The organism is Corallincola platygyrae, assembly GCF_039544265.1.
Classification (GTDB): Bacteria; Pseudomonadota; Gammaproteobacteria; order Enterobacterales; family Neiellaceae; genus Corallincola; species Corallincola platygyrae.
In genome coordinates this window covers 17,774-30,236 of record NZ_BAABLI010000014.1, presented here as the reverse complement: position 1 = coordinate 30,236, position 12,463 = coordinate 17,774, and the positions used below count along the sequence as shown (strand labels likewise).

General features: G+C 49.0%; 10 protein-coding genes. 1 reads left to right on the top strand and 9 read right to left on the bottom strand.

Annotated features, from left to right (window positions below; genetic code table 11):
* Nucleotides 1–178: 178 nt before the first annotated feature.
* The 9 genes from ABEA14_RS11435 to sdhC form a co-directional block, all read right to left on the bottom strand.
* Entirely contained in the window at nucleotides 179–685 is a 507-nt protein-coding gene (locus ABEA14_RS11435; protein ID WP_345340143.1) for a TlpA family protein disulfide reductase, read from the bottom strand.
* A 496-nt stretch (nucleotides 686–1,181) separates the two neighbouring features.
* Complete coding sequence (gene sucD, locus ABEA14_RS11430) at nucleotides 1,182–2,054, bottom strand: succinate--CoA ligase subunit alpha (protein ID WP_345340142.1); 873 nt, start codon at nucleotides 2,052–2,054, stop codon at nucleotides 1,182–1,184.
* Nucleotides 2,054–3,220, bottom strand: coding sequence for an ADP-forming succinate--CoA ligase subunit beta (gene sucC / locus ABEA14_RS11425; RefSeq protein ID WP_345340141.1), 1,167 nt, complete (start codon nucleotides 3,218–3,220; stop codon nucleotides 2,054–2,056). The genes sucD and sucC overlap by 1 nt, the downstream gene beginning before the upstream one ends.
* A 90-nt stretch (nucleotides 3,221–3,310) precedes the next feature.
* Entirely contained in the window at nucleotides 3,311–4,510 is a 1,200-nt protein-coding gene (gene odhB / locus ABEA14_RS11420; RefSeq protein WP_345340140.1) for a 2-oxoglutarate dehydrogenase complex dihydrolipoyllysine-residue succinyltransferase, read from the bottom strand.
* Between the two features lie 16 nt (nucleotides 4,511–4,526).
* Nucleotides 4,527–7,349, bottom strand: coding sequence for a 2-oxoglutarate dehydrogenase E1 component (gene sucA / locus ABEA14_RS11415; protein WP_345340139.1), 2,823 nt, complete (start codon nucleotides 7,347–7,349; stop codon nucleotides 4,527–4,529).
* Between the two features lie 119 nt (nucleotides 7,350–7,468).
* The gene (locus ABEA14_RS11410) at nucleotides 7,469–8,182 is read right to left on the bottom strand and encodes a succinate dehydrogenase iron-sulfur subunit (protein WP_345340138.1); all 714 of its coding nucleotides are present in this window, start codon (nucleotides 8,180–8,182) and stop codon (nucleotides 7,469–7,471) included.
* A gap of 17 nt (nucleotides 8,183–8,199) precedes the next feature.
* The gene (gene sdhA / locus ABEA14_RS11405; protein WP_345340137.1) at nucleotides 8,200–9,966 is read right to left on the bottom strand and encodes a succinate dehydrogenase flavoprotein subunit; all 1,767 of its coding nucleotides are present in this window, start codon (nucleotides 9,964–9,966) and stop codon (nucleotides 8,200–8,202) included.
* Complete coding sequence (gene sdhD, locus ABEA14_RS11400) at nucleotides 9,963–10,313, bottom strand: succinate dehydrogenase, hydrophobic membrane anchor protein (RefSeq protein ID WP_345340136.1); 351 nt, start codon at nucleotides 10,311–10,313, stop codon at nucleotides 9,963–9,965. The genes sdhA and sdhD overlap by 4 nt, the downstream gene beginning before the upstream one ends.
* Nucleotides 10,307–10,702 carry a succinate dehydrogenase cytochrome b556 subunit gene (sdhC, locus tag ABEA14_RS11395; protein ID WP_345340135.1) on the bottom strand — a complete coding sequence of 132 codons (396 nt, stop codon included), beginning with the start codon at nucleotides 10,700–10,702 and terminating at the stop codon, nucleotides 10,307–10,309. The genes sdhD and sdhC overlap by 7 nt, the downstream gene beginning before the upstream one ends.
* Before the next feature lie 440 nt (nucleotides 10,703–11,142).
* Here sdhC and gltA point away from each other — a divergent pair, with 440 nt between their 5' ends.
* Nucleotides 11,143–12,426, top strand: coding sequence for a citrate synthase (gene gltA, locus ABEA14_RS11390; protein WP_345340134.1), 1,284 nt, complete (start codon nucleotides 11,143–11,145; stop codon nucleotides 12,424–12,426).
* Nucleotides 12,427–12,463: the final 37 nt, after the last annotated feature.

The following is a 12,463-nucleotide window of genomic DNA, read 5'->3' as shown; positions in this document are numbered from 1 at the left end:
ATGGCTGAAACAGCGGTCTGGTAAGGGATTGCTGACAATCGCACTAAATCTAAGCACTAAAAGTGACATATTTATGATCAGAATCATATTCGGCATGTTAAGGGGTGTTTAGCACGATTAAAGTAGTGATTGTCATGCATTGATAGTCATATCAACTGTAAATAAAACTGTCACCCACCTACCTGGCCAACCAGGTTCGTAACCACAACCCAACTCTCGTTGATACCCCCATATCCTTTGCGACGATTCGCCCTTCATTGTCTATCGTGTAATAGGTAGGGAATGCAGAAACTCTAAAATTCATAGCAGTGTCCCTATTCCCAAGTAAAACGGGGATCGTTAACTCATGGTCTGACACGAACTCTTCAATCTCTTTAACCTCTTCAAAGTCCAATGCAATAGCGATTACATTGAGTTGTTCGTGCTCTTGTTTGATTGATTCAACGCTATCGATACTGAAGTGGCATACCCCACACCATGGAGCAAAAAAGTAGATGAGTGTTGGTTTACCGCGTAAGTCTGAGTCTGAAATCGATTCACCAGCCATTGAGTGTAAAGTGAACTCAGGTAAATACTCTCCTGTATCCAATAGTTTCTGAGTATAGAGCCATTGAACGAAGCCCCATATCGCAACAAAAAACACAATCTGCAGTATCCAAGGCTTTATCTTGTCCCAAATAGCCACGGCCATTCTCCGTAATTCTTATCTGCTCTTTACAGACCGTCAGTCGTTAAGAAAGATTTCAATCAAGTTTGATAATGTGGTTTGCAGGCCCAAGCATTCCCGAGACTCACTTAGAGTTCGCTTCTGAGCATCGGCATGCGCCACGCAATGTATTGGTACCTTGTGCCCGAGGCGAAGCTCACCCCGTGAAGCGCTGTGGATGTACGACCGCCATAGATGGCGGAAATGTCGAAAATGCATGGAGCAATTTTCGACCGTACTTCCTGTACACAGCGTGCCCCGCGAAGCGTAGTGGGTATCGCCGCTCCTGCACATTAGCATGCCCCACGCAGTGTTTTGGGTACCTTGTGCCCGCGCTGGGCATACGACCGCCAAGGATGGCGGAAATGTCTAAAATGCAGGAGCAATTTTAGACCGTACTTCCTGTACACAGCGTGCCCCTTGGGTATAAAAAAGCCGCCTCGGGGGCGGCTTAATAGCTATTACGCAGGAGATATTACCAACCGGTAATTTCGCGTAATGCTTTGCCAATATCAGCCAGGCTACGCACGGTTTTCACGCCCGCATCTTCAAGCGCTGCAAATTTCTCGTCTGCAGTACCTTTACCACCCGCGATAATGGCGCCTGCGTGGCCCATACGCTTCCCTGGAGGCGCAGTAACACCCGCGATATAGGAGACTACGGGTTTGGTTACATTGGCCTTAATATAGGCTGCTGCTTCCTCTTCAGCGGTACCACCGATCTCACCAATCATTACGATTGCTTCGGTTTGTGGGTCCTTTTCGAACATCTCAAGCACGTCAATGAAATTAGTGCCTGGGATTGGGTCACCACCGATACCAACACAGGTCGACTGGCCAAAGCCTTCATCAGTGGTCTGCTTAACCGCTTCGTAGGTCAACGTACCTGAACGAGAGACAATGCCAACCTTACCTGGTTTATGAATATGACCAGGCATGATGCCAATCTTACATTCGCCCGGCGTGATAACACCTGGGCAGTTTGGACCGATCATCCGAACACCAGCTTGATCGAGCTTGATCTTAACGTCCAGCATATCCAGCGTTGGAATGCCTTCAGTAATGGTCACAATGATTTCAATACCGGCATCAATTGCTTCAAGGATTGCATCTTTACAGAACGGAGCTGGCACGTAGATAACTGAAGCTGTTGCGCCAGTGGCTTCTACCGCTTCACGAACAGTATTAAACACAGGTAAACCAAGATGAGTCTGGCCGCCCTTACCCGGGCTTACACCACCAACCATCTGCGTACCGTATTCGATAGCTTGCTCTGAGTGGAAAGTGCCTTGACCACCAGTAAAGCCTTGGCAAATTACCTTGGTGTCTTTATTGATTAAAACGCTCATTAGTTTGCCCCCGCTGCTTTAACTACCTGTTGGGCTGCGTCGGTCAAACTGGTAGCAGCAATAATATTCAGCCCTGAATCTGCAAGTTTCTTAGCCCCCAGATCGGCGTTGTTACCTTCAAGGCGAACAACAACGGGTACTTCAACACCCACCTCTTCAACAGCGCCGATAACGCCATCAGCAATCAGGTCACAGCGAACAATACCGCCGAAGATGTTTACGAGAACCGCTTTTACATTGTCATCTGACAAAATGATTTTGAACGCTTCGGTTACGCGCTCTTTTGTTGCGCCACCGCCCACGTCGAGGAAGTTAGCAGGCTGACCACCGTGAAGATTAACAATATCCATGGTACCCATAGCCAGGCCAGCACCATTGACCATACAGCCAATGTTTCCGTCTAGCGCAACATAGTTGAGTTCCCACTTAGCCGCATGCGCTTCACGGGAATCTTCCTGTGAAGGATCGTGCATTTCCTGCAGCTTAGGCTGACGGTAAAGCGCGTTGCCATCAATGTTGATCTTTCCATCCAGGCAGTGCAGATCGCCCTGCGAAGTGATTACCAGTGGGTTAATCTCCAGCAGTGCAAAATCGTAATCGGTGAACATTTTGCCAAGACCCAGGAAGATCTTGGTGAACTGGCGGATCTGAGCGCCTTCCAGGCCTAATTTGAATGCCAACTCGCGCGCTTGGTAAGGTTGAGGGCCTACCAAAGGATCGATCATCGCTTTGTGAATCAGTTCTGGGGTCTCTTCAGCGACTTTCTCAATCTCTACACCACCTTCAGTTGATGCCATAAAGACGACGCGCTGAGTTGCACGATCTACGACAGCGCCTAAATACAGCTCCTGACCGATATCAGTGCATGACTCAACCAGAATTTTGGTCACTGGCTGACCTTTTTCGTCAGTCTGATAAGTAACCAGGTTTTTGCCCAACCACTCTTGCGCAAATGCCTTGATTTCATCTTTGCTTTTAGCCAGCTTAACACCGCCCGCTTTACCGCGGCCACCAGCGTGTACCTGACACTTAACTACCCACATGTCACCACCGATGCGGTCAGCTGCTTCTACAGCCGCCTGCGGTGTTTCTACCGCGAAACCTTCGGAGACAGGCAGTCCATATTCGGCAAACAATTGTTTTGCCTGATACTCATGCAAGTTCATTGGACATTATCCATTTAGAATTATAGGAACATAGCTTGGGCTTAATTGCCCTACCTTTTGGGAAAGCCCCGCCGACGCGGGGCAAACTCTTTATAGATCCAGCAGCAGTCGCGTTGGATCCTCCAGCAACTCCTTGATAGTCACAAGGAAGCCGACTGATTCTTTACCATCAATAATGCGATGGTCATATGACAGTGCCAAGTACATCATTGGCAGGATCTCTACCTGACCATTGACAGCCATTGGGCGCTCTTGAATCTTATGCATGCCCAGAATAGCGCTTTGTGGTGGGTTGATGATTGGCGTAGACATCAGTGAGCCAAACACACCACCGTTGGTGATGGTGAAGTTACCACCCGTCAACTCATCTACTGTCAACTTACCATCGCGACCTTTAATCGCCAGCTCTCGGATACCCTCTTCCGTTTTGGCCAGAGAAAGTGAATCCGCATCGCGCAATACAGGCGTAACCAATCCGCGAGGCGTCGATACTGCGATGCTGATATCAAAGTAGTTGTGGTAAACCAAGTCATCACCGTCCAGTGACGCGTTCACCTCTGGATAGCGTTTGAGCGCTTCTGTCACCGCTTTCACATAAAACGACATAAAACCAAGACGAATGCCGTGTTTTTTCTCGAACTGTTCTTGATACTGCTTACGAATGCTCATAATCGGCTTCATGTTGACTTCATTAAAGGTCGTCAACATGGCGGTCGATTGCTTCGCATCAAGCAGTCGCTCAGCAATACGCTTGCGCAGACGTGTCATAGGTACACGCTTTTCGCTGCGGCCAACTGGCGCAGCCACGGCTTCAGATGTGGCGCTGGCAGCCGCCTTCTTAGCGAACGCCTCCACATCTTCTTTTGTGATTCGGCCGTCTTTACCTGTGCCTTTAATTTCTGCGATTGCATGAGCCTCAGTGATACCCTTTTCACCCAACACACGACGCACAGAAGGACTTAAAACATCGTTTGTAGCAGGAGTGGTTTCACCGCCTTTTTCTTCCGCTGCTGGCTCGGAAGGTTTAGGTGCCACTTCTTGTCCGGCAACCGCGCCCGCTTTGAACTTAGCAATAACCTGCTCAGCAAGTACCGTATCGCCCTCACCGTGGATAATCTCTTCCAAGGTACCGTCTTCAGGCGCAACAACCTCAAGAACCACTTTGTCTGTTTCGATATCTACCAGGTTTTCATCACGAGATACAGGCTCACCTGGTTGCTTGTGCCAGGTAGCAACAGTAGCGTCCGCGACCGATTCAGGTAATACCGGGACTTTAATCTCAATTGTCATTTTTATTCGTTCCTTCCTAGCTATTGCTATCAATCGTCAGCGCATCATTAACAAGCGCTTGCTGTTGAGCTATGTGTACAGAGGCATACCCGACGGCTGGCGCGGCAGACGCTTCGCGGCCAGCGTAACGCAATGTTGCACCTTTAGGTATGACAGTCCAGAAATGATGCTGACTACAGTACCAAGCGCCCTGATTCTGGGGCTCTTCCTGACACCACACAAAGTCTTTGACGTGCTGGTAGTCTTTAAAGATCTCCTGAACACAGTCGTGTGGGAAAGGATAAAGCTGCTCGATACGAATAATGGCAACATTTTTGATTTCAGATTTACGGCGTTGCTCTGCAAGGTCGTAGTAAACCTTACCAGAACACATCACGACCCTTTCGACCTCGGCCGGATTGATCTCCTCGTCAACTTCCCTAATCGCGTTATGGAAACGACCATTGGAAAGTTCATCCATAGAGGACACAGCCGCTGGCAGTCTCAATAGTGACTTAGGCGACATGACGATCAGTGGGCGGCGCATTGGGCGCAACACCTGCCGGCGTAGCATGTGGAACACCTGGGAAGGTGTAGAAGGCACGCACACCTGCATGTTGTGGTCAGCACATAGCTGCAGAAAACGCTCCAATCTCGCTGAAGAGTGTTCAGGGCCTTGTCCTTCGTAACCGTGAGGAAGCAGCAAGGTCAAGCCACACAGGCGCCCCCATTTCTGCTCACCAGAACTGAGGAATTGGTCAATAACCACCTGGGCGCCATTAGCAAAATCGCCGAACTGCGCTTCCCAAATGGTTAATCCACGAGGCTCTGCGGTGGTGTAACCATACTCGTAGGCCAACACTGCTTCTTCAGACAAAACCGAGTCGTATATCTCGAAACGTCCCTGCTGTTCATTAATGTGCTTAAGCGGTATGTAGGTAGTGGCATCAGCCTGATTATGGAGCACGACGTGACGGTGGAAGAAGGTGCCCCGGCCACTATCCTGACCGGTAATACGGATATCGTATCCCTCGTCTACCAATGTCGCGTAAGCGAGCGTCTCAGCTGCACCCCAGTCCAGCTTGCGCTCACCCTTGACCATGCTCATGCGATCGTTATAGATCTTAGAAACTCGAGATTGGAGTTTATGCCCTTCAGGGAACTCACACATCTTTTCGCCGAGGTACTGCAAACGCTCAATTGAGGCTGTGGAGTCGTAACTGGTATCCCAGTCATGGCCAAGATATGGCGTCCAGTCAACAGAGTGGGCTTCCATTGGACGCCACTCTTTGACTACGCACTCGCCCTGATCCAGCTGTTCACGGTACTCGTTATTGATCAGCGACACTTCCGACTGTTCTATTTCACCAAGCGCCATCAGCTTATCTGCATAGTGCTTGCGTGGCGTTGGATGTTTGCGGATCTTCTGATACATCAAAGGCTGAGTCGCATTCGGCTCATCAGCTTCGTTATGGCCATGGCGGCGGTAACAGATCAGATCGATAAGTACGTCACGCTTAAAGGTATTACGGAAGTCCAACGCCAATTGTGTCACTCGCACAACCGCTTCTACGTCATCTGCATTCACATGAAAGATGGGCGCCTGTACCATTTTACCGATATCAGTACAGTACTGGGTTGAGCGGGTATCTTCCTGGTTCGAGGTAGTGAAACCAACCTGGTTATTTACAACGATACGAACAGTACCGCCAACCTTAAACGCGCGAGCCTGAGACATGTTAAACGTCTCTTGCACAACACCCTGCCCAGCGATAGCTGAATCACCATGAATGGTAATAGGAAGCACAGTATTGGTATCAGGCTTACCGCGTCGGTCCAAACGCGCTCTTACTGACCCCAGAACTACCGGGTTTACAATTTCCAGGTGGGACGGGTTGAACGCTAACGCAAGGTGAACATTGCCACCTGCTGTTTCGAAATCAGAAGAGAAGCCTTGGTGGTACTTAACATCACCAGAGCCCCAGCTGGATGAGTGTTTACCCGCGAACTCATCGAACAGCTCACCCGTCTTTTTACCCAACACATTAATCAATACGTTAAGGCGACCACGGTGCGCCATGCCCACCACTACCTCTTTAGCACCTTTCTCACCAGCACGATGAATTAGCGCTTTAAGCATCGGGATTAGGGCATCACCACCTTCAAGAGAAAAGCGTTTTGCGCCAGGAAATTTAGCGCCCAGGTATTTTTCCAACCCTTCGGCTGCAGTTAACCCTTCCAGAAACTCAAGCTTCTGCTCTTTGCTGAATGGCAATGCAGCTTGCGAAGACTCTAAACGAGACTGGATCCAACGCTTCTCTTCGGTCGAAGTGATGTGCATGTATTCAGCACCAATCGACTCGCAATACGTTGCTTTAAGGGATTGAACCAGCTCTCCAAGACGCATTGTCTCAGGGCCAGCCTGATAAGAACCGATATTGAACTCTCGGTCGAAGTCATCGCCCTCAAGGCCATGAAACGAAGGATCAAGTTCAGGCACACGCTCTTGCTGCCAAAGCCCAAGCGGATCCAACGACGCATGCTGGTGCCCGCGGAAACGGTAGGCATTGATTAGCTGGAGTACTTTTACCTGCTTGGCGTCAAGCTCAGGATCAGATACCTGGCCCCCACCTCGCTTAGTCTCTTGCGCTAGGGTCTTAAAGTATTCTCGGATTTTTGTATGAGATTGTTCCGAGATTTCGGGTTTAACGACTGGCAATTTATCAAAGATAACTCGCCATTCTGGGTCCACAGAGTTGGGATCTTCTAGGTAGGCTTCATACAGCGGCTCAACATACGCTGCATTGGCTCCAGCCAAATGACTGGATTCCCACCAAGCCTGCATCGCGACTTCTTCCATTCTTTGTTTTCTCACCCCTGGCCGGTGGTGTATCACTCAAAAAAATAGCCATCCGATGACCGAATGGCTATTTAGTTGTACCAATAACGTCACTCTCTAGGAGAGTTTGGTTAAAACGACTAAACAGCCCGTTGTAACAGCATCGACTTGATATGGCCGATCGCTTTTGTTGGATTCAATCCTTTAGGGCAAACACTGACACAATTCATAATGCCGTGGCAACGGAATACGCTAAATGCATCATCTAATTCTGATAGTCGTTCATCTGTTGCAGTGTCACGACTATCGGCAAGAAAACGATACGCTTGCAGCAAACCTGCCGGACCCACAAATTTATCCGGGTTCCACCAGAACGATGGGCATGACGTCGAACAACATGCACACAGGATACATTCGTACAGACCATCCAGTTTTTCACGTTCTTCAGGCGACTGCAGATGCTCTCGCGCTGGCTGTTCTTTTCCGTCGTTAATCAAATAAGGCTTGATGCGCTCATAGTTCTCATAGAACTGGCCCATATCAACCACTAAGTCACGAATAACCGGTAATCCTGGCAGAGGCCTTAAAACAACTTTACCGTCACTCAACAAATCAGACAGCGGTGTAATGCACGCCAGACCATTTTTACCGTTCATGTTCAGGCCGTCAGAACCACAAACGCCTTCTCGACAGCTGCGACGAAATGCCAATGACGCATCCTGCTCCTTTAGAAGGATAAGGGCGTCCAACACCATCATGTCCGAGCCTTCGGGAATATCTAATTGATAATCCTGCATGCTGGGAGCGTTGTCGGTATCTGGGTTGTATCGATACAGAGAAAATGTAACTTTCATTATTCAATACCCCCTTCTTAATAAGTACGCGCTTTGGGCGGGAATGCTTCACGAAGCTTAGGTGTCATATTCACCTCTCGCTTAACCATGCTTTCCGACTCAGGGCTATAAATGGTGTGACACAGCCAGTTCTCATCATCACGCTCGAGATAGTCTTCACGGCTATGAGCTCCACGGCTCTCAGTTCGGTAGTTGGCAGCCATTGCTGATGCGTAAGCAGTTTCCATCAGGTTATCGAGCTCCATACACTCGATTCGCTGGGTATTAAACTGCTGGCTATCATCATCCAGGCGCGCAGTCTTGAGGCGTTCGCGGATCTCGCCAAGCTCTTTAAGACCCTCCGCCATCGCCTTACCTTCTCGGAATACAGAGAAGTTCAGCTGCATACATTGCTGCAGATCTTTTCTGATCTGAACAGGATCTTCACCCTGCTTGGTGTTATTCCAGCGGTTCATGCGAGACAGACTTTCTTCAAGATCTGACTCACTCGCATCGCGACTCTCAGTCATTGCATCTAGTGCTTCACCAAGGTGCTGACCTGCCGCTCGACCAAATACCACTAGGTCAAGCAGTGAATTACCACCCAGGCGGTTAGCGCCGTGAACAGATACACATGCGATCTCACCTACTGCAAACAGGCCAACAACTGGCTTCTCGTTGCCCTGCGCGTCGATAGTAATTGCCTGACCACTGACTTGTGTTGGAATACCACCCATCATGTAGTGGCAGGTAGGAATCACAGGGATAGGCTCTTTTACTGGATCGACGTGGGCAAACGTTCTGGAAAGTTCACAGATACCTGGCAGTCGTGACTCAAGTACTTCAGCACCCAGGTGGTCCAGCTTGAGTTTAATGTGGGTACCCCAGGGGCCGTCGCAACCACGACCTTCGCGGATCTCGGTCATCATAGAGCGTGCAACAACGTCTCGACCTGCAAGGTCTTTTGCGTTTGGCGCGTAACGCTCCATAAAGCGTTCACCATCTTTATTAAGTAGGTAACCGCCCTCGCCTCGACACCCCTCTGTCACCAGAACACCAGCACCGGCAATACCTGTGGGGTGGAACTGCCACATTTCCATATCTTGAACCGGCACGCCTGCGCGCAGCGCCATGCCTACACCATCACCGGTATTAATGTGAGCGTTAGTGGTAGATGCGAAGATACGCCCTGCACCACCGGTCGCCAGTACGGTCGCTTTACTCTTAAAGTAAACAACCTGGCCTGTTTCGATATCGATAGCTGTACAGCCAACAATATGTCCGTCCTGGTTTTTAACCAGATCCAGTGCATACCATTCGCTGAAAACTTTGGTCTTGTTTTTTACATTCTGCTGATAGAGCAGATGGAGCAGCGCGTGTCCGGTACGGTCAGCAGCTGCTGCGGTTCGAGCTGCCTGTTCGCCGCCAAACTCTTTTGATTGGCCACCAAAAGGACGCTGGTAAATGCGGCCATTTTCAAATCGAGAAAATGGCAGGCCCATGTTTTCGAGCTCAATAATGGCTTCAGGGCCGGTCTTGCACATATATTCGATAGCGTCCTGATCACCAATGTAGTCGGACCCTTTCACCGTATCGTACATGTGCCACTGCCAGTCATCATCGTGGGCATTACCCAGTGCAACGGTAATACCACCCTGCGCTGATACTGTATGAGAACGAGTAGGAAATACTTTTGATAGCAACGCGCAAGACTTGCCTTCCTGGCTGATTTGAAGGGCAGCGCGCATACCTGCACCACCCGCGCCGATTACTACGGCATCGAATTCAAACGTTGGAATACTCACTTAACACCCCACAGAATAAACAAGCCAGCAGCTACGTAGCCAACCGCGGTAAGATTGATCAGAAATTGAAGTAGTGCTCTTAATGCTGCGCTCTTTACGTAGTCAGTCAGCACCTGCCACATGCCAATCCAGCAGTGAACCAGCAACCCGATCAAGGCAAGAAAAGTGAATATCTTCATGGCCAGCGAAGAAAACAGCCCCTTCCAAACATCGAAGGTAAGCTCAGGCGCAAACAGCGCGTAGCCAACAATAAACAGTGAATAAAGTGCCAGGACGATGGCTGAAGCACGTATCAGTACAAACTCATGGACACCGCTTCTACCAAACATTGATGCATTAGTTACCATACCCATACCCCCGCTAAAACGGAAAGAACAACAGTAATGGCGAAAACTACATGAGCAGAACGCTTACCACTGTCTAACTCTTCGAAAAAACCAATATCCTGCATCAAGTGGCGAACACCACCTGCAAAGTGATAAGCCAGTGCCGTCAGGATCCCCCAAAGGATAAAACTGACGAACCAACCATCAAGCAGTGCTTTCACTTGGTCAAAATGGGTCTGGGACGTTAAAGATTGATTTAGTAGCCAAAGCAAAATTGCTATCGCGAAAAACATTATCACACCACTTACGCGGTGAAGGATTGACGCGATTGCTGTCGCTGGAAAGCGTATTGTCGTGAGATCTAGGTTAACAGGTCTTTGTTTTTTCACTTCCGACTCACTCAGCTCCAAAGAGCCTCTATTTATTTTTTTAATGTCGTAATTATTTACGTTACAACCACCATATTACTTTCGAGATAATTGATTATTACCCCAAATTTGATAAGTGGATCACATTTCAAGCAAACAGTTGTTTGAATTGCACCATCTAGGAGCGTGAAACCCGCTTGCCATATGGGTTTGCGGCGGTAACGGCAGCCAGTATATCGGTGAGTTTTTTTTATTACAATTCTTTAAATTTTGATTTGTATCAGGGAGAATTCTACTCCCGTCTGAAATAAATCTCTGATACAAGAGGTGATGTACAGTCACTCGGATGCTCGAATGACTTAATATGCATCCAAGATGGGATTTGATGCGTAGTGAATTTGACAGTTGCTACAAACAACGGTTAATAATACTGCGCTTTATTTTGGGAGCATTATTACGATTCCAACAAGGAGAATCCTGAAATGACGGAGAAGAAAGCTGTTCTTCACGTCGGTGGCCAGGAGATAGAACTCCCCGTGCTTTCCGGTACCGCGGGTCATGACGTCATCGACATTCGAGCCCTCGGCAAACATGGTTATTTCACGTTTGACCCAGGTTTTCTGTCTACCGCATCTTGCGAGTCGACTATAACCTTCATCAACGGTAGCCAAGGTATCCTACAGCACCGAGGCTATGCCATTGACGACCTTGCCAAAAACGCAAGCTACTTAGAGGTATGTTACCTCCTGCTTTATGGCGAGTTGCCAAACAAGGCCCAATACGCTGAATTCAGTCGCATCGTGTCTGAACACACAATGCTCAATGAGCAGTTAACACGTTGCCTGCAAGGCTTCCGCCGTGACGCCCACCCTATGGCGATCATGTGCGGCATGGTTGGAACCATGTCAGCCTTCTACCACGACTCACTGGACATCGCTAATGAGCGTCATCGTGAAATAGCGGCTTATCGCCTTATTTCTAAGATGCCGACCATTGCCGCAATGTGCTTTAAGTACAACGTGGGTCAGCCCTTTATGTACCCACGAAACGACCTGTCTTATGCAGAGAACTTCCTGCATATGATGTTCGCAACACCATGCGCTGAGTACACACCAAATCCGGTGGTTGCTAAAGCGATGGACCGAATCTTCACCCTGCACGCCGACCACGAGCAAAATGCCTCTACGTCAACCGTACGCCTGGCAGGCTCATCTGGCGCTAACCCGTTCGCGTGTATCGCTGCTGGTATCGCGTCTCTTTGGGGACCTGCGCATGGTGGTGCAAACGAAGCATGCTTGAAGATGCTTGAAGAGATAGGCTCTGTTGAGCGTATTCCTGAGTTCATCGACCGCGCGAAAGATAAAGACGATCCGTTCCGCCTGATGGGCTTCGGTCACCGTGTTTATAAAAACCACGATCCTCGTGCAACAGTGATGCGCGAAACATGTCACGAAGTTCTGGACAGCCTTAACATTAAGGATCCACTGCTGGACGTTGCAATGGAACTGGAGCGCATTGCGCTGGAAGACAGCTACTTCGTTGAGAAGAAGCTCTACCCCAACGTAGATTTCTACTCGGGTATTATCCTGAAAGCAGTTGGTATCCCAACCAATATGTTTACTGTGATTTTTGCTCTGTCACGTACCGTGGGCTGGATAGCACACTGGAATGAGATGATGAGTGATGAAGGCCAGAAGATCGGTCGTCCTCGTCAGCTTTACGTTGGTGAAATCGACAAGTCGTTTAATGGCATTGAAGACAGATAACCTGTCTCGCTATTAAAAAACAATAAAGGCAGCTATT

Coding starts and splice junctions, on each gene's coding strand:
- ABEA14_RS11410 (WP_345340138.1), bottom strand. CDS start 8,182: ATGAAAGTTACATTTTCTCTGTATCGATACAACCCAGATACCGACAAC.
- sucD (WP_345340142.1), bottom strand. CDS start 2,054: ATGAGCGTTTTAATCAATAAAGACACCAAGGTAATTTGCCAAGGCTTT.
- gltA (WP_345340134.1), top strand. CDS start 11,143: ATGACGGAGAAGAAAGCTGTTCTTCACGTCGGTGGCCAGGAGATAGAA.
- sucC (WP_345340141.1), bottom strand. CDS start 3,220: ATGAACTTGCATGAGTATCAGGCAAAACAATTGTTTGCCGAATATGGA.
- sucA (WP_345340139.1), bottom strand. CDS start 7,349: ATGGAAGAAGTCGCGATGCAGGCTTGGTGGGAATCCAGTCATTTGGCT.
- odhB (WP_345340140.1), bottom strand. CDS start 4,510: ATGACAATTGAGATTAAAGTCCCGGTATTACCTGAATCGGTCGCGGAC.
- sdhD (WP_345340136.1), bottom strand. CDS start 10,313: ATGGTAACTAATGCATCAATGTTTGGTAGAAGCGGTGTCCATGAGTTT.